This is a genomic window from Hylemonella sp. GW821-FHT12C09 (assembly GCF_058807395.1).
The window spans coordinates 20009-37785 of sequence record NZ_JBXAQQ010000003.1; the positions used below are offsets into that span (position 1 = coordinate 20009).

Genomic DNA, 17777 nt, shown 5'->3' on the forward strand with positions numbered 1-17777 from the left:
GTGTTTGGCCTTCAGACTGGAATCGCGGAGGGAGGAAAAAAGCGCTCGTCGCCAACCCGGCAAGCCAGCGCCTCGTCGGGACGTTGGCCTTCATAAAGTGCCAAGTCAAGTTGGGCGAATGACACCGTCTCGCGCTCAGTAAGCGGTCGGGTGCGCGGAATCGGCTGAGCACCCCAGCGGCGCAACGCATCCACACCCAAAGCCAAGGCATCTTCCATGGCGCGCTTCACACAGGGCCGCAGGCTGCCGCCATAGTCGTCAAGTTCCTCCGGCTGGCAGCCGATCAACAAAACAGCGTGCGGGAATTTTTCAGTCAGTTGCGCCAGCATCAGAACCTCTTGAAAACCAGTCTGGTGCAAGCTCATTTTTTTGGCCCCCATGAAGCGGGGAACTTCATCGTCTTCCACCGTTTTCAAGGTGCCTGGTTCCAAGCCATAGTCAATGGCATCGAATATGAGCAACCGTGACGCATCCTGCACATGTTGGATCAGATACAGACCCTGTGTACCACCATCAATCAGTTGAACGTGGGGCGCAAATTCGTAGCGGCTTTGCAGTGCCTGGATGCATCGCACACCAAACCCTTCATCGGCCCACAGAACGTTGCCGATGCCCAGCACGCAAATGGTTTCGGGCCTGTCACCAGGGTGGTGACAGGCCGTTTGAGGCAAACTGGTGCTCATGCTTGAATCATTCCTTCAAAAGGGGTGACGAATGCTGGGCTGATCGTCCAGTTGGGAGCGCAGTTGTTTCCAGGCATGGAAACTGTCCCAGGCGGCTTGCAGAGCCAGCCAAAAATTGGTGTCTGAGCGAAACACCAACGCGCAGCGGATGGCGGTGTCTGGGGTCATATCGCGCTGGCCCTGCACAAGTTCATGCAGGCGGCGACGGGAAACACCCAAAAGGCGGGCGGCCTCTGTCTGTGACAGGCCCAAGGGCGCCAGGTAATTACGGCTCAAAAAGCGCCCTGGGTGCCAAGGTGCGCGTGGCGGCACACCGGATGGGACACCCTTTGATACCGGTAATTGACGCCACGCGGCTTCCACGATGATCAATCCTTGAACGTGCGGTGGCCGGAAATCATCGTGCTAACCACGCTGGAGCGGCCCATGATGTCCTCGCGGATCGCTGCATACACATGCACGATGATAAAAACGATCAGGCTCCACATGCCCAAGTGATGCCATGTATGCACATCTTGCGACTGACCGAACAGCGGAATCACCCAGCCGAAGACGCGGTCGGCCCAGGAGCCAGCTTGCGCACCTTCGCCATAGAGGGCAAAACCTGTCACCACCATGAACAGTGCCGTCAGCAGGAACATGAAGAACATGGCAAACCGGGCCAAGGGGTTGTGTCCCACATAACGGCCGGGACGCGGGCTAAGAAACGCGTACCACTTCATCATGCCCAAGACTTCTCGCCAATAGACACGTTGAAAGATGGGCACCGAGAACAATTCACGGGCATGGCTGTTCCCAGCCACCGCCCAATAAATCCGCCCCAGCAGACCCACTGCCAGCATGTAACCAGCAGCAAAGTGCGCGAAACGGATGTAGCCCATCAGATAGTTGGCACTGGCCTCACCCGGCTGCGTTGGCAGCGGCGAGCCGATGAAATAGCCGGTAACGGCAAGCACAGTAATCGCCAAGGCATTAATCCAGTGCCAGATGCGCACCGGGGCCTCGAAGACGTAAACCGACTTGATCGATAAGGCATGAGCGACGGCTTCCTCGTCTGTTTCTGTGGGCCTGTGAAAGTCGGCGGCACTGGCCGACGTGCTTGTCTTGCTCATTAATCAATCTCCTGCTGGCTAGGTTTGTGGGGCAACGCGTGGTCTGCATTCGATGCAGCCCACGGCGCGCATCAGGATCGAATCAAAGTTGGCTCAGCAGGTAGGCACCTGCGCCGCCGTAGCAAGCACCCAGGCCGCCCAAAACCCAGGCCGCCTTGTTGGCGAGATAGCGTCGAATGCCAAGACCGATTGCCATGCCACCAATGTGCAGAGCGGCCGTTGCAAGAAGAAAGCCAGTGGCGTAACCCGCAAAGCCACTCTCTGGTGCTTCTGAGCCGTGCGCTAAGCCGTGCAGTGACGCGGCCACAGCGACCAGGCACAGTCCTGCGGCAATAGGCATTTGCACGCGAGCGAACACCAGCATGACCCCAAACAGCATCACACTCAGAGATACCGCGTGTTCAAGATACGGCACGGTCACACCCATCGCGCCCGCCACTGCTCCGAGCATCAAGGCCAGCATAAATGCCGATGGCCCCCACCAAGCTTTATTGGCGGGAAGGGCCTTGACCGACCACACGCCAACGGCAACCATGGCCAGCAGATGATCCAGGCCAAAGGGATGGACCAGGCCTTCAAAAAGGCTGCTGGTGCCATGCCCGGTATGCGCCTGTGCTGAAGCTATCGTCGCCATCATGGCCGCCGTCGCTATAGACCGCAAAAAGTTGATTTTTTTCACTTTGAAATGTCTCCTATGAAAACAGAACGGATTGCAAGCGGTGCGCTCAACGCACTTTCACGCTGGTGAGTTCTTGACCCTCGGGGCTCATGACATGGGTGGAGCACGCCAGGCAGGGATCGAACGAGTGCAACGTTCGCAAAATTTCCACCGGTTGCTCGGGGTTCACCATGGGCGTGTTCATCAGGCTGGCTTCGAACGCGCCGATCTGGCCCTTGTTGTCGCGCGGGCTGCCATTCCAGGTGGTAGGTACCACGCACTGATAGTTCTCAATGCGGCCATCCTTGATCTTGATCCAGTGACCCAGGGCGCCACGCGGGGCCGCGACCGTACCCACACCCTTGGCTTCCTTCGGCCAAGTGGCCGGATCCCACTTTTCGACGTTGGCCGTAGCGGTATCCCCCGATTTGATGTTCGCGACCATCTCCTTGAAATCGTCATACATCATTTCAGCGCAGTACTGCGACTCTAGCGCCCGCGCCAGCGTGCGGCCAATGGTGGTGGGCATCAGCTGTTTGACGGTGTATCGCGTTTCGGGTATGCCCAATGCCTTGGGTATGCCTGAGTTGATCATCATGGCAGACTGGTCCACCTGCTCCTTGACGCGCTGGGCGTACTTATTTCCCTGCGATGCATGGGCGTAGCCCAGGATGTAGCGCGCCAAGGGCCCCACTTCCACGGAACGCCCGCGCCAACGCGGGGACTTGATCCAGGAGTACTTGGCGCTCTCGTCAATTTCCTTGATGTCAGTCCGTGTTCCCTTGGTCTTGTCACCCAACACGTAGTTGGGTTCTGTCACGCCATCCCAAGGATGCAGACCCTTGGACTCATCGGCGTATTTGTACCAGCTGTGCGGCACAAATTCTTGCACCTGCTCTGGATCGCGGGGGTCGATGGGGTGAATCTTGTCCCAGTTGCCATCCAGAATCACGCCGCCGGGAAGTTTCTGCGTGCTGTGGTCGCCCATGATCTTTTCATAGGTGCCGTAGTCCATTACATTGGTGGCAGACAAGCCGCCGCCGTAGAGCCACCCTGCTTGCTTGTAGAGGGTGCCAATGGCTAATACGTCGGGGATATAGACATTATTATTGAACTCGATCATTTCCTTGATGCGGGCTTCAACAAAATTCAGGCGCTCCATGTTGACCGGAGCACCGGCCGCGCCATCCTTGTCGATGTTGATCGCACAGGGCATGCCGCCCACGAGATAGTTCGGGTGCGGATTTTTGCCGCCGAAGATGGTATGGATCTTGACCCATTCCTTCTGCAAGTCCAGTGCTTCGAGGTAGTGCGTCACGGCCATCAAGTTGGCTTCGGGCGGCAAAACATAGGCTTTGGAGCCCCAGTAGCCGTTCATGAAGGGCCCGAGTTGCCCACTTTCCACGAACTTCTTGAGACGATTCTGGACGTCACGGAAGTAACCGGGCGACGACAGAGGATGGCTTGGTGAAACTGTCTGCTGCAGTTTAGAGGTTTTCTTCGGGTCAGCCTTCAGAGCCGACACCACGTCCACCCAGTCCAGAGCATGCAGATGATAGAAATGCACAGCGTGATCGTGCACCTGCAGCGTCTTGGCCATGATCTCGCGGATCAAGTAGGCATTTTTCGGAATCACGATGCCCAGCGCGTCCTCCACGGCGCGCACTGAAGTCAGCGCATGACAGCCCGTGCAGACGCCACAGATCCGCTCCACGAATGCCCAAGCGTCGCGGGGGTCACGCCCCTTAAGAATCACTTCCAGCCCACGCCACATCGTCCCCGTAGAGACTGCGTTGCGGATCACGTTATTGCTGTCGAGATTGACCTCGCAGCGCATATGGCCCTCGATGCGTGTAACCGGATCGACCACGATGCGGCGACCCGTGTTGTCCATCTTGAAACCTTGCGTTTCGTATGCACCCATGTTGCTTCCTTTTTTGTCTTGTGTTGTGCCTTAGCGATCAGCAGAAGCTGACTCACTTTGACGGGTGTCTGGTTTTTGGGTGGCACGCTTGATGGCCGAAACTGCCGCGTGGGCGACCGCTGCCGCACCTACGACTGCTGCTGCCGCACCGCCGACCTTGTCGGCATTGGCCTCAATGCCAAACTGGTTGATGTCAGTCAGGCGGTTGTAGAACGAGCCCTTGTCCCAGAAGCCATCTTCCGAACATCCGATACAGCCGTGGCCCGCCTTGATGGGGAAGCTGGTTCCCTCATTCCATTGAACCGTAGAGCAAGCGTTGTAGGTTGTTGGACCTTTGCATCCCATCTTATATAGACAGTAGCCCTTGCGCGCCGACTCGTCGTCCCAGGCCTCGACAAACTGGCCTGCGTCGAAATGCGAACGACGGTAACATTTGTCGTGAATGCGCTGGCTGTAGAACATCTTCGGACGGCCTTGACGGTCCAGTTCTGGAATTCGGTCAAATGTCAACATGTAGGTGATGACCCCCGTCATCACCTCGGCAATCGGCGGGCAACCTGGCACCTTGATGATGGGCTTGTCAAAGATCACCTTGTGAACTGGCGTGGCCTGTGTCGGGTTGGGCTTGGCCGCCTGCACACACCCCCATGAGGCACATGAGCCCCAGGAGATGATCGCCTTCGCGTCTTTGGCCACATGCTTCAACTGCTCGATAAAGGGCTTGCCACCAATGATGCAGCTCATGCCATCCTGGTTCAGCGGCGGGTTACCCTCCACTGCGAGGATATAGTTGCCCTTGTACTTGACCATGATCTCCTCAAGGATGGCTTCTGCCTGGTGGCCGGCAGCAGCCATCAATGTGTCGTCATAGTCCAGAGAAATCATGGATAGCACGACATCCTTGGCCAGTGGATGCGCCGAGCGAATGAAAGATTCAGAGCAGCACGTACACTCCAGCCCATGCAGCCAGAGAACAGGCGTGCGCGGCTTGTTTTCCATAGCGTGCGCAATTTGCGGCACAAAAGCCGGCCCGAGACCCAATGACGTAGCGGTCAGGGAACAATATTTCAAAAAACTGCGGCGGGATATGCCTTGGCGGCGCATCACCTCGTAAAAAGTTTCCATCGTGGCATGTCTCCAGTTGCTTTTTGATCTTGGTCGGCCCCCGCGGCCCAAGGCGTTCAGGGAGGTGCCAACCCATTGAGGGCGGGCCTACGATGTACTGCAAGTCACGCGCCAACATGGACGGTTCAAGGGAATACCCATATTCGCATCTCTAAGTAGTTGTTTTTATTGAAAAGATTAATCTCGGGAAGTTAGGTCTGTCAGGCCGTATTCGCACTCATGGAAGATCAGCTTCCAGCTGCCGATTGCTTTTGCAAGGCGTGTGTTCAGTCCATGGTTCATCGTCTAACTGGTAACGTAGAGGAGTTTCTTGACACCACCGCGCACATGCGCTGGCGCATTGAGCGCGATTACCAGGACTTGAAGCAGGATCTGGGGCTGGGTCACCACGACACGAGGGACGGGCTGGCGGGGATGAATCACCACGCCAGTCTGAGCATTGCCGCGTACGGCTTCTTGATGGCACCGCGACTGAAGGCTGGCAGCGATGCCAGCGGTAAAAAAACCTCATCAAACGCTAGGTACCTGCTGTTCCCAAGAATTACGTCCCTCGGGGAAGTTCAGCGCGCGCAGCGTCACGTATCAAACTCGATCATGACATTGCGCCTCCAACTGGGCGTCGCCCTCGCAAGCGTTCTGGGACACTGCCCGCATTGCAACTCAATAAATCTGCGTCTATATTTGCGACGCAGTAAGATTAAAAGCTTATGGTATTGGGTTGGGGGTAGGGCGGTGTCCCTTTCAACGATCCCTAAAAACACAGAATTTATTGTTGTAAACAAAACTTTCGATACCGGTCGTTTTGCAGTACTGATAAAGATCGCTGGTGCGGTTGATAAAGCCTGCTCCGGTGAAATTCAGAGAAGTGTTGCAAAGCACCCCGACTCCGGACAAACTTCGGAACGCTCTGAGCAGTTTGTGAATCGCCGGATTTTGGGCGGCGTTGACTGTTTGCGCACGGGCAGTGCCATCCACGTGCGTGATGGCCCGCAAATTTGTATTCTTGACTTTCTGAAAGTACAGCATATGCGGAGATGGCCCCTGCCAATCAAAATGGCGGCTCACCTCTTCCTCCATACAAATCGGCGCAACCGGACGAAATTCTTCACGTTTCTTAATGTGGTTTAGACGGTTACGCATTCCGTCGGTAAACGGTGCAGCCAAAATTGAACGGTTCCCCAGCGCACGAGGGCCGATTTCGCAACGACCATGGGTCCATGCAACGATTTTTTCTTGTGCTAGGAACTGAGCTACTCGATGTGCTTCTAGCGGGAAGGTGTTGACGTCAGGCATGTCGGGTGAATCATCCTCAAATGCCTTGTCGCTGTAAACGTCCCACTCGACCTTTGCTTTGCCAGTAAACTCCCGCATAGCGTCTATGCCAGTACCGATTGAGGAACCAGTATCGTTAGTACACGGGGGTACAAACACGTCCTCAAATAAACCGCTATTTCGCCACATGGTGTTCCAGTCGCAGTTGAGGCCGCAGCCACCCGAGATAAGCAATGGATAGCCAGCGGTGAGGTTTTTCTGGGCGTACTGGTAGAAGCGGTTAAATATCTCATCCGAGTAACGTTTGGCCAAACGCGTGAAGTCTGGGTGTTTTAGGCCGATGTTGTAAAACTTAGACCAATGCATGTCGTCCTTGGCAAGTGTGGCAAGAATGCTGTCGTGCTTTAATAGAAAGTCGGTGACTTCTTGTTCTTCGTGGGTCATCTCACCAGATTCGCCGTAGGCGCACAAGGCCATAAGTTTGCCTGGATCTTCGTTTCGCAGTTTGCCTTTTTGCAAGGTGAAGGTCGGATCGGCCAGCGCGTAAAGGAATGAGTACTTGTTTCCCGGCGTTGCCATTACACGACCGAGGTTTGTGACAAGCAGGCTCTCATCTACAAGATAAAAATCACCCAGGGCACCTTCCCATACCAACACGTAGCACGGCTTGCCTTGCTCAAAGGGCGAAAGGCCATAGCTGCACCAGATGTGCGAGCGTTCGTGGCTGCTAGTAAAGTATTTAACCTCAGCGCCAAACATTCGCGTTGCGTGATACTGAACGGCTGATCGGTTATGGCCATAGTATCCAGCGCCGATCGGCGCATTGACTGCCAACGATCCTTTGCTCCAGCCGCTCACCGCAAACACGTCTGGCATAACACTAAGTTGTTCAGCCGCACTAACGAACTGGGTTGGATTCAAAACTTCGAATCGCGGAAAACTATCCTTTTCGGCCTCGAACGACCATTCGAGTTTGCCAACTGTGCCGTCGATCAGCGCGATTGATCCGTCGTGCCCCGGTTTCATTGAAAATATTTTCATATTCTTTTCTTTGCGAGCTCAAGTCTGAAGTGCAACTTTGTGATTAAACCGGTTGGGTGAGTGAAATGCAGGGGCTATCTGAATTTTTGTGTTCGAGGCACGCAGGGAGACTTATCGTCCCGGAATTTCACAAGTTCAATGTGCTTAATCTGTCCAGTGACCCAGTCGATAGCCGGTTGAACCGTCAACTGATCCTGCCCCCCGTGTTCCCGGACACGGTCTATTCGCAATATAGCGCGGGTTGCTCTATTGGTCCCTGACGCCGTTTTGCAGCTTGATGCTGCCTGAACTCCCTGGGTGATTTCATTTTCAAACTCGAATGCGGATGCACTTCATTGAAGTGCTCGAATGCCGCCGGCAATTGAGCCATGACCGTCTGGGCATCAGTCAGGCCCATGCGGCTGATGGTTCAACCTTATGGAGAATCGATCAACGTAACTCGGTATGGCATTCCGTCAGTCCAGCGATGTTCCGTCACGACCCGCAAGTCAATGTCTGTCAGAGAGTCCATGGCTTCTGCAATGGGTTCCGTTGTGGCAGCGTCGCCAGAATACCTATCCCGGTAAACGCGAATTTTTTCGAAGGCCTGGTATGCCGGAGAGATTTGATCATCGCCAAACAAATCTTCTTGCAGTTGCACATCAGCCCAGGTTCTGGAAATCGCCAGTACCCTGACCTTGACGGTCTGAGGCTTGCATAGTGGCAGGGTCTTGACCCGTGGGCCGGTGGCGAAAAGTTCTCCGTTTTGTCCACTGTGAATATGGAGTTGACCATTGCGCGCATGACGGCGTGCCCGATTCCGCAACTCAGCTATACGGGCATCGGAGGCTGGGTTGATCGCGCAGGAAAACGCCCAGGCATACGATTCGCGCAACCGAGCTTGGTCTTCTAGGATGCGCGCGATATCTTGATTGAACAGGTCATCGGAGCCGTCTTTCCGAACCGACAGACGCAGTGCGCGCTGGGGTGTCTCGAGTAGATGGGCGATCACCTGCATTGTGTTGTCGCCAGGCATGAATTCAAATCCCAGGGAACTGGCCATCAGGGAGCGCAGGGACGGCAGATCCGTGCACAACTCCTCCTTGAACTCGCGGGTCCTTGCTTCAAGAACGGCCTCCGTGAGGGCAACACCATTGGCCGCAAAATCCCGCCATGCAAAAGAATGGGTGCGTGTCTTCGTCATGTCATCGACTCCTTCAAGATCAGGTACGCATGAATGCAAACCATCCAGGCCTGCAAGCCCCCGATCTCATCGGCGGCGCCATCTTTGGTGGAACCGGAAGTGGCGTGTGTCTCGGCCGATGACCAAAGCAGGTAGGCGACGGGGCGATCATCGCGATTGCCCCGACGGTGAATCACCGGAGGGACATCAAATACCTGCGTGAACACCGAACGCAGGTCGAATTCCAAGGCGCTGGTCCGCGCAGAACCCTCACCCTTCTGCAGGCAAATGCGTAGCGAGGAAGACATGACACCCGCCTTGCGAAGCAGCTCCAGCAGATCACGCGCACGTGCCGCTGCAGCGAGAGAGAGGTAGATGCCGACGGCACATCGACGCCAGCTTTCGACCGCATGCTCGAGCATGCGGTCATCCGCGCTGCCTTGCAAATAATAGGCAATGGTTTGGTACTTGGGCTGCCACATCCGTTCGAGCCTGGCGCCGAGGCTGACAAGCAAGGCTGGCAGGCGCAATGCCTCGGCTTTGTTGCCACTGAATTTGCGCGGGAACTGCAGGCCCAGCCAACGGCGGAAATCTGATTCGAGCCGCTCTCGCCAGCGAGTGAGCACATCCGTCGGTAGCAGCATGCGCTGGGCGATGGCCGCGTCGGACGCTCCGTCGCGCATTTGCTCAATGGCCCAGACTACCGACCCGACCACCAGACCCTGTTGGGCCGCCTGACTTGCACGGGGTGCAGTCGGGGTGGTCCATTGAAATGGATCGGATGAAGTGGGCAACGTGGCCGGCAACTGAGTGTCTTCAAGCGTGCGCCAACACAAATGCGCGGCCGAAAGGCCGGTGCGTCGCACCCTTTGAGCAAGCGTGTTGGGCCTGATGCCGAGAATGTTCGCCCATTCCGTGGTTGTCAGTTGTGACTTTTCGCAGATGGGGTCATCAAGCCACTTGCGTAGGGGCTCCTCATAGAGGTGACTGTAGCTACGCAAGGTGGTTGCAGGGGAAGCATGCCCGGCCATCGCGGCAATCATCTCAAGCGGGCTGACGTCCGCCGTGGGACTGGATAACCAGCTGAGGTACACCGCATTGCTGATTGCTGTATGTCGCAGGGTGTGGAGTCGAATAGAGCGTTGTCCGGTCGCGCACTTCAAAAGAGCGTTCACATAGTTTTCGGAGGAGGACGGGCGATAGCGTTGTGCATCATCACCCGGGTCCCCAAACAGAAAGGCGCTGTCCGGTGCGCCCTCGGAGCGACGGAAATCAACCAGCTTCTGAACAACGGCCAACGCCACCGGTTCACGCAGGCTCAAACGCCTTTGGCTGTCGATGGACTTGAGGCGGCCACGGCGGGCATCGCGAGCGATTTCGATTTCGGCGCCTCGACCATCGTTGCCGGTGACAAACTTGACATTGCGGATGCGCAGCCTCATTAACTCCATGCGGCGCACCGGCGTGTTGCCGGCAATAGCCAGAATTGCCTGTGAATACAATCCCATGCGTGCATCGGCGCACTGGGAAGCGGTGCTCATGCACCACTGAATCTCATGTGGCCAGATCACATTGGCCTGAACACGGCTCTCAGTGCGGGCATTGCCAAGAAAGGATTGGGCCAATGGCTCCAGATCGAACCACTCGGTAAGGAATTGATGGAAGCTGGCCAATGCGGCGCTCATGACGGCACGGTTGGAGGGAGCCTCTTCAGCTACAAGGGTTGCATAGAGGGGCTGTAGCTGCTCTGTGCGCCAATTGAACGGGCTGTCCGGCAAATCACTGATCGCTCGGCCTAGCTTGAGCAGAGCACAAGCGATGTACCTGCTGACGGTACTGGCGGCAGGGTTGGGGGTTTGAGTGGTCCCGTTCTCGCAGATATGCGCCGCCCAGGCGACCAGCACGGCAGTCCTGGGGTCCGCGGACAACAGACGGGCGCCAAGACCGGTGAAGCCGTGGGCCCAACGGCGCTTGGTGAGGCCGTCGATTTCGTTTTGGCGTTCCTCGCGCATTATGTCGAGCGTCATGTTCAATACCGCCATGTTGATGGTGGAACCTGCGGCGTCCTCCGCCACATCTAGCAGACTGGATGTGGCACCACACTCGTAGACCGTGTCCACGCCATCGTCCGGGTCTTGATCCTTGATGGTCATGCCTGTTTGCTTGCGTGCCCATGCCTCTCGTGGAATGGCTGACAGGCAGAAGACACGACAGGCGTGCGCGACCAGGCTGGCAGGAAAATGTTGGTTACACCAGGATTCAAAGTCAAGGGTCAGCTCCTTGATGGGGTCAGACTTGTCTGCAAACACGTGGCTAGAACGAAGGATTTGAATCAGATCACTGCTCCATCTGCGTGTGGCAGCATCAAGACTTGAGACTGATCCTGACCAGGCCATGACGGTGAGCGGGCTGAGGTAACGTCGCTCGAGGTGCGGTGGATCAACGGCTTCCCATTCCAGGGCGGCACGCCCATCGATTGAATAGTGAGCCAAGGGTGAACTTTCGAGTTCCTTCAACGCCTTGGGATGCACGCCGTCCAGGCAGATTAGCCGCAGTGGCAACGTTCCTGGGGCATGGTGATCGCGGGTAATGGCGATCGCCTGAAGTTGCAAAAATCGCCTGACTCGTTTTTGGCTGTCTATAGAAACTGACCATGTGACCGCGCCATCGTCGGATCTGGAAAACAGAACACCGGGCGTGAGCTCAGGAGTCGATCGGGAAAAAGACATTCCTCACTCCTTCGACAGGCCAAACACCACGTCGCCGAAAACGGAAGTTGCCACTGCATCCATCGCTTTCGCGGTCCGGCTGCTCCAGGTGTCGAGGCAGGAGTTGCTGAATGCACTGAGACGATATTGGCCGCGAATGGAATGGCGCAGAACCGCGTCGATGTGGCTGGATGGCAGTCCTGCGTGCCGGAGGAAGTTTTCCATGACTTTGCGGCTGCAGTCCGGGGCCAGTTCATAGTCACTGTCAAATGACCGTATGAAGTCATGCGTGGCGACGGGGACGACCTTGCAGGTATCAGTCGCAAGACAAAGCAGACGAATATTCGAACTATTGGCGACGCTGTTGCACCAGCGGGCAAAGTCGGACGATGGCGTGTGTTGTCGGGACAGGCGCGTGAGCATGATCCTGCAATGGGCGCGCACCCCTCTGATCGTTAGCGTGGCGAATTTGCACAGGGGTACCGGCTGTAGACCCTGATCATTGGGAGTCACCTTGTCGTGCAGTGCCAGCCATGCGTCGTTGTTTTCATCGATATCAGCCGGCAAATCGACAGTGGCTGTTTCGCGCAAGGCGAGTAGCACCGACAGTCGCCATGCTGACAGCCTGATAAAGCTGTTGTGAAACGTCAGAAGGCGATGAAGTCCTGCATGGTTTCCTGGGCTGTATTGGTTTGTCAGATCGACGAGGTGCCGGTCGTGCCGTTGCAAGGCTTCATGCGTCGGTACTGCACGGCATCCAAAGCCAATAGAGCCGATCGGGATTGATGCCGGTTCACTCCATTCGGTCATGGCGTAGAGGCGGCTCATGGCTTGGTGGATTTCTGCGGCACTCAGGCTGGCATAGTGGAGCTTGCTGCGAGGGATGTGACTCAGGTCGCAGTTTGTGATGAAGCTGCTCAAGCAATCTACGCCCAACTGTCGCAGTGCGCGCCCCGTGCTGTAACGCAGCCTTGACCATGATGGTGCAATGTCATCAGGACATGGGTACACCCGGGCGGAACTATTAGGAGGGGCATGTTCTGGATAGAGGTCCTGCAGTTTTTTCGCGGCTGGGTAACGATCCAAACGTGATTTCAAATTTCTGACCAGCTTCAAGGGAAGAGGGCGGACGAGCATGTACGACGAGGGCATGCTGCCCGGCAGGGCTTGAGACGGTTCATTGATGACCATTCCAAAGTCGATTTTGATGGTGCCTTCATTGATGGCAACTCCTGCAACCCATGCGCCGTCGATCAGCGAATCGAGAAGCTCAATTTCAGCTGCTACACCTATGGAGAACCCCGTGATCGCCACCAGTACACCCAGCGCCCCACTCAATGAATCGGCGTCGAGTTCGCGCGCAATCACGGAATATGCGCGTGTCGTCTGTTCGTTGCTGAGGTTGCGGTGTTTTGTCGCTCCTGCTCGATGGGCGGATGAAGCCGAAAAAACATTGCTCATCAGCTCCCCGACAACGCGACCTCGAATTGATGGCGGGGGTGGTGGGGCGCTGGAGAAATGACGTACGACATCGCGCCAGGCCTTGTGCAGGCTGTGCAACCAGGGGGCATCCACGGTTTCATCGGGTGCCATGCCTCCAAGAAGAATTTCGATACTGCTTGACGGTACATCATCTTCTCCGAGCATCGTGCTTAAGTGCCTTGATGCACTCAACGGAACTGGCTTCATGCGTTGCAGCGCCAACAATGTTTGAAGACCCACATAGATTTGTGCGAGGTTGTTTTTCTGTAAGCGTGAGTCGGCCAGAAGACACCACAATGGGTGCTTGTGCTTGAGACCTTTCAGCGCGCTTGGAGCATCTAGCTGATCATCTTGCTGAGTGCTGAGGACTCCGTCTAGGAGATCACTGAATTTGTATTTGACGTCATCAGCGTGATGATTAGCTGAAGGAAGACACTCAAGTAGGCGCATGACGGACTTGGTTGCTGCGCTGACGACGGTTAGAAAAGCGGGGGCGCCGCGTGGTGCGTCAAATAATTTCAAAATCCTTTCGATGAATTGGTTGTTGGTGCATTGATCTTCTTTTAATAAATGAGTACTGTCTGTGATGTCGGTAAGTAGTCGCGTTTGATTCATGGGTCTTCCTTTGAATGAGGTGCGCCAATAGCGTAGAGAGCGATGACCGGGTTGGATTTGGCGGATGAGATCCGACCGAATGACCGGGCAAGAACGGCGAGGAAAAGGGAATGGTTGAGCCCGGATCACGCCCAACGGGCTGATCCAGGACTCCTCGTCACAACAACGGAAATGGCGCTCATTACGACTGACGGGAGAATTCCGTCGGCCATCTTTTGAGTGCGGCTATCGCTGACGCAGAAAGTCAGCAGCAGCGTTGATTGGCGGTGCCATGCGTACCCGCCATCTCTAAGGATGGCCAGATCCGCTATATATAAGGCGCCGATGTGGCGGCGCGATGAGCCGAGAAGTTCGACCCAACGGTTTTAGCTTATCGCAAAAAATTGCCATATGCAAACGATCCGGCAAGTGACGCAAATCGGCAAACGAAAGTTTGCAAATTCCACGCCGCTGTCAGTACCCAATGGTCAACTTTCGCGTATATTCCCTATGCCATCTGAAAAAGTTTTGGGAGTGGCAGGATGACGCGGCAGTGACACTCGTCATCTTGTGGGTTAGATCGGCGTCATCTCTAGCGTGGTCTAAGTGATTGATTTAATTGACTTGCGCCAATTAAGATCGTTGCATGGCGCATATAGTCGCTAGGTCTACACAGTGATAGTAGAGCGCTCATAACCCAGGTCGGAGGTTCAAATCCTCCTCGCGCAACCAACAAGGAAAAGCCCTCTTCGGAGGGCTTTTCTGCTTCACGGCACTGTAACAAGCAGTGTCGTGCATGTAGGAGCCAGGCCAAAAGCCCCGCTCCCCCTTTTTGGAACCACACTTGACTACTCGTCGCCAATTCGGCCTGGCCGCAGCTTCGCTGCTGGCTGCCCCCACTCTGCTGAAGGCCCAGGGTAACAACAAGATCATCCTTGGCCAGTCGGCTGCCTTCACGGGGCCCGCAGCCGAACTTGGCATCCAGTTCCATCAGGGAGCCCGGATCTGGTTCGACCAGGTCAATGCCCAGGGCGGCATCGCCGGCAAGACCATCGAGATCAAGATCCTGGACGACGGCTACGAGCCTGACCGTTGTGCTGCCAATACGCAGAAACTGATCTCCGAGGACGTGTTTGCGCTCTTCGGCTACATCGGCACGCCGACCAGCCTGGCAGCACTGCCGCTGCTGAGCAAGGCGCAGGTTCCCTTCATCGCGCCGTTCACGGGTGCCATGGGGCTGCGCGAGCCTTTCAACAAGCAGGTCTTTCACCTGCGTGCTTCCTACAACGACGAGACCGCATTGATCGTCAGGCAGCTCACCAATCTTGGCCTGAAGAAGATCGCGGTTTTCTACCAGAACGACGCTTACGGCAAGGCGGGCCTGGACGGCGTGACGCTGGCCCTGGACAAGCTTGGCCTCAAGCCTGTGGCCCAGGCCACGGTGGAGCGCAATTCGGTGGACGTGGCCGCTGCCGTGCGCACACTCAATGCAGCCGGGCCGGACGCCGTGGTGCAGATCAGTGCTTACAAGTCCTGCGCCGCCTATATCCGTGCAGCCCGCAACGCCGGCTTCGGTGGCACCTTCTTCAACGTGTCTTTCGTCGGCACGCAGGCCCTGGCCGACGAGCTGGGCAAGGACGGTGCCGGTGTCGTGGTCTCGCAGGTCATGCCCTCGCCTTACTCCCTGGCGCGTCCGATCGCCCGCGAGTTTTCCGAAGCGGTGAAGAAGGCCGGCGGCAATGCGCAGGCCAACTTCTCCAGCATGGAAGGCTACCTGGCCGCCAAGGTCGTGACCGAAGGGCTCAAGCGCGCCGGGACACGCATGAACAGCCGCGACGGCCTGATCCAGGGCATCGAAGCCATCGGCAGCCAGAGCCTGGGCGGCTTCCAGCTCAATTTCTCGGCCAGCCAGCACGTTGCGTCGAGCTTTGTCGAGCTGTCCATGCTGACTGGCGACGGTCGCGTACGCACCTGAAGCGGGCCGGGGATATCCCCGGCTGACAGAGGGGCGGGTGAAGGAATAGACTCTCACCCATGAAGGTCATCGATTCCATCGTCGCCCAGGCTGCCGGCATGGCGGCCATCCGGCGTGACATCCACGCGCATCCCGAACTGAGCTTCCAGGAGCGGCGTACCGCCGACCTGGTCGCGGCCCGTCTGACCGAATGGGGCATCCCCATCCATCGCGGCCTGGGTGGCACCGGCGTCGTCGGCATCATCCAGCAGGGCAACGCCAAACGTGCCATCGGCCTGCGTGCCGACATGGACGCCCTGCCCCTGCAGGAGAACAACACCTTTGCCCACACCAGCCGGCACGAAGGCAAGATGCACGCTTGCGGCCATGACGGCCACACCGCCATGCTGCTGGCCGCGGCCCAGCATCTGGCGCAGCATCGCCATTTCGACGGCACGGTCTACCTGATCTTCCAGCCGGCGGAAGAGGGAGGCGCTGGTGCCAACGAGATGATCAAGGAGGGCCTCTTCGAGAAATTCCCGATGGAGGCCGTGTTCGGCATGCACAACTGGCCGGGCATGAAAGCCGGTACCTTTGCGCTGAGCCCGGGGCCGGTGATGGCTTCGAGCAACGAATTCAAGATCACCATCCGTGGCAAGGGCGGGCACGCCGCCATGCCGCACAACGCGGTGGACCCGGTGCTGGTGGCCTGCCAGATGGTGCAGGCCTTCCAGACCATCGTCAGCCGCAATCTCAAGCCCATCGACGCCGGCGTGATCTCGGTCACGATGATCCACGCAGGGCATGCCACCAACGTCATTGCCGACAGCTGCGAGCTGCAGGGCACGGTGCGCACCTTCACGCTGGATGTGCTGGACCAGATCGAGGCGCGCATGCGCGAAGTGGCTCAGCACACTTGCGCCGCCTTCGGTGCGCGTTGCGAGTTCGAGTTCGAACGTAACTACCCGCCCACCATCAACGCCGAGCGCGAGGTGGAATTCGCGCGTCAGGTGATGGCCGGTATCGTGGGTGAGGCCCATGTGCTGAAGCAGGAGCCCACCATGGGCGCCGAGGACTTCGCCTACATGCTGCTGGCCAGGCCGGGCGCCTATGCTTTCATCGGCAATGGGGACGGCGTGCACCGCGAGATGGGCCACGGCGGCGGCCCCTGCACCCTGCACAACCCGAGCTATGACTTCAATGACGAACTCATACCGCTGGGGGCGAGCTACTGGGTGAAACTGGTCGAGGCTTGGCTGGCGCCGCAGCGCTGACGCTGCTTCAGCGTGGCAGGCAGAAACCGCGGTGCGCGGCGATCTGCAGCAGACCGTCGAAGATCAGCGTGTCGTGCAGTTCAAAGGGCGTGGCCAGGCTGGGCGCCATCTTCCAGCCCGCACCGCCTGCCATGACACACCAGGGTTCGGCGCCACAGTGCTTGCGCACATGATCAACCATGCGCTCCATGGCACCGGCAATCGCGTAGGTACCACCGCTGGTCAGCGCGTCGCTGGTGTTGGTGGGGAAGGGGCGCACCTCGCCCGTGGGCACGTGCAGGCCGGCGGTGCCGGATTCGAGGGCGCGCAGCATGATGCCGTGGCCCGGCAGGATGTAGCCCCCGAGAAACCGTCCCGAGGCGTCGATGGCTTCCACGGTCACGGCCGTGCCCACCATGGCCACGACGATGGGGCGCGGTGTACCCATGGCCCGCATGCCGTGCCAGGCGCCGATCATGGCCACCCAGCGGTCCGGGCCCAGCCGTGCCGGATGGTCGTAGCCATTGCTCAGGCCGGCTTCCTGCGCGCTGGAAATGACCCAGTGCGGCGACACGTCCCAGTGCTCCATCTGCGTCTCGACGCGGTGCTTGACGGCGTCACTGGCGACCACGCAGCCCAGCATGCAGCGGGGCGAAGGCAGGCCGGCCCAGGCCGATTCGGCCAGGCGGTCGATGTGATCCAGAAATTCCGCCCCTTGGGCGAGGACCTGTGCGCCGGGATGCGGCGCTTCGTACAGCGCCCACTTGAGGCGGGTGTTACCAACGTCGATGGCGAGAAAAGACATGGCT

13 protein-coding genes and 2 pseudogenes are annotated in these 17777 nt (G+C 57.6%); 3 read left to right on the top strand and 12 right to left on the bottom strand.

The window, feature by feature from the left end:
• Window positions 1–11: 11 nt before the first annotated feature.
• The 6 genes from AC1RRP_RS05965 to AC1RRP_RS05990 all read right to left on the bottom strand — a co-directional run bounded on the left by AC1RRP_RS05965 (window position 12) and on the right by AC1RRP_RS05990 (window position 5502).
• The gene (locus AC1RRP_RS05965) at window positions 12–683 is read right to left on the bottom strand and encodes a HyaD/HybD family hydrogenase maturation endopeptidase (protein ID WP_322271667.1); all 672 of its coding nucleotides are present in this window, start codon (window positions 681–683) and stop codon (window positions 12–14) included.
• Between the two features lie 15 nt (window positions 684–698).
• Complete coding sequence (locus AC1RRP_RS05970; RefSeq protein ID WP_493034880.1) at window positions 699–1046, bottom strand: HigA family addiction module antitoxin; 348 nt, start codon at window positions 1044–1046, stop codon at window positions 699–701.
• A gap of 5 nt (window positions 1047–1051) precedes the next feature.
• The gene (cybH, locus tag AC1RRP_RS05975; protein ID WP_322277008.1) at window positions 1052–1795 is read right to left on the bottom strand and encodes a Ni/Fe-hydrogenase, b-type cytochrome subunit; all 744 of its coding nucleotides are present in this window, start codon (window positions 1793–1795) and stop codon (window positions 1052–1054) included.
• Between the two features lie 82 nt (window positions 1796–1877).
• Window positions 1878–2474, bottom strand: a complete 597-nt coding sequence (locus tag AC1RRP_RS05980; RefSeq protein WP_322277006.1) for a HupE/UreJ family protein — start codon at window positions 2472–2474, stop codon at window positions 1878–1880.
• 46 nt (window positions 2475–2520) lie between these two features.
• Window positions 2521–4377, bottom strand: a complete 1857-nt coding sequence (locus AC1RRP_RS05985; protein ID WP_493034209.1) for a nickel-dependent hydrogenase large subunit — start codon at window positions 4375–4377, stop codon at window positions 2521–2523.
• Window positions 4378–4407: 30 nt separating this feature from the next.
• Window positions 4408–5502 (bottom strand): hydrogenase small subunit, encoded by a 1095-nt coding sequence (locus AC1RRP_RS05990; RefSeq protein ID WP_322277002.1) that lies wholly within the window; start codon window positions 5500–5502, stop codon window positions 4408–4410.
• 321 nt (window positions 5503–5823) lie between these two features.
• Here AC1RRP_RS05990 and AC1RRP_RS05995 point away from each other — a divergent pair.
• Window positions 5824–6083 (top strand): annotated as a pseudogene (locus AC1RRP_RS05995) (IS701 family transposase); the annotation flags it as partial.
• 160 nt (window positions 6084–6243) lie between these two features.
• Here the strand turns inward: AC1RRP_RS05995 and AC1RRP_RS06000 are convergent.
• The 5 genes and pseudogenes from AC1RRP_RS06000 to AC1RRP_RS06020 form a co-directional block, all read right to left on the bottom strand.
• Window positions 6244–7815 (bottom strand): carbamoyltransferase C-terminal domain-containing protein, encoded by a 1572-nt coding sequence (locus AC1RRP_RS06000; protein ID WP_322277000.1) that lies wholly within the window; start codon window positions 7813–7815, stop codon window positions 6244–6246.
• Between the two features lie 220 nt (window positions 7816–8035).
• Window positions 8036–8221: pseudogene (locus AC1RRP_RS06005) on the bottom strand (integrase core domain-containing protein); the annotation flags it as partial.
• A 9-nt stretch (window positions 8222–8230) separates the two neighbouring features.
• Window positions 8231–8998 (bottom strand): hypothetical protein, encoded by a 768-nt coding sequence (locus tag AC1RRP_RS06010; protein WP_322276997.1) that lies wholly within the window; start codon window positions 8996–8998, stop codon window positions 8231–8233.
• Complete coding sequence (locus tag AC1RRP_RS06015) at window positions 8995–11706, bottom strand: tyrosine-type recombinase/integrase (protein WP_493034212.1); 2712 nt, start codon at window positions 11704–11706, stop codon at window positions 8995–8997. The genes AC1RRP_RS06010 and AC1RRP_RS06015 overlap by 4 nt, the downstream gene beginning before the upstream one ends.
• A 3-nt stretch (window positions 11707–11709) precedes the next feature.
• Complete coding sequence (locus AC1RRP_RS06020; protein WP_322276993.1) at window positions 11710–13782, bottom strand: hypothetical protein; 2073 nt, start codon at window positions 13780–13782, stop codon at window positions 11710–11712.
• 823 nt (window positions 13783–14605) lie between these two features.
• Between AC1RRP_RS06020 and AC1RRP_RS06025 the strand changes: the two genes are divergently transcribed.
• Window positions 14606–15736, top strand: a complete 1131-nt coding sequence (locus tag AC1RRP_RS06025; RefSeq protein ID WP_493034214.1) for an ABC transporter substrate-binding protein — start codon at window positions 14606–14608, stop codon at window positions 15734–15736.
• A 59-nt stretch (window positions 15737–15795) separates the two neighbouring features.
• Entirely contained in the window at window positions 15796–16989 is a 1194-nt protein-coding gene (locus tag AC1RRP_RS06030) for a M20 aminoacylase family protein (RefSeq protein ID WP_493034215.1), read from the top strand.
• A 7-nt stretch (window positions 16990–16996) separates the two neighbouring features.
• Here AC1RRP_RS06030 and AC1RRP_RS06035 read toward each other — a convergent pair whose 3' ends face one another.
• On the bottom strand, window positions 16997–17773 hold the full coding sequence (locus AC1RRP_RS06035) for a type III pantothenate kinase (protein WP_493034216.1): 777 nt from the start codon (window positions 17771–17773) through the stop codon (window positions 16997–16999).
• Window positions 17774–17777: the final 4 nt, after the last annotated feature.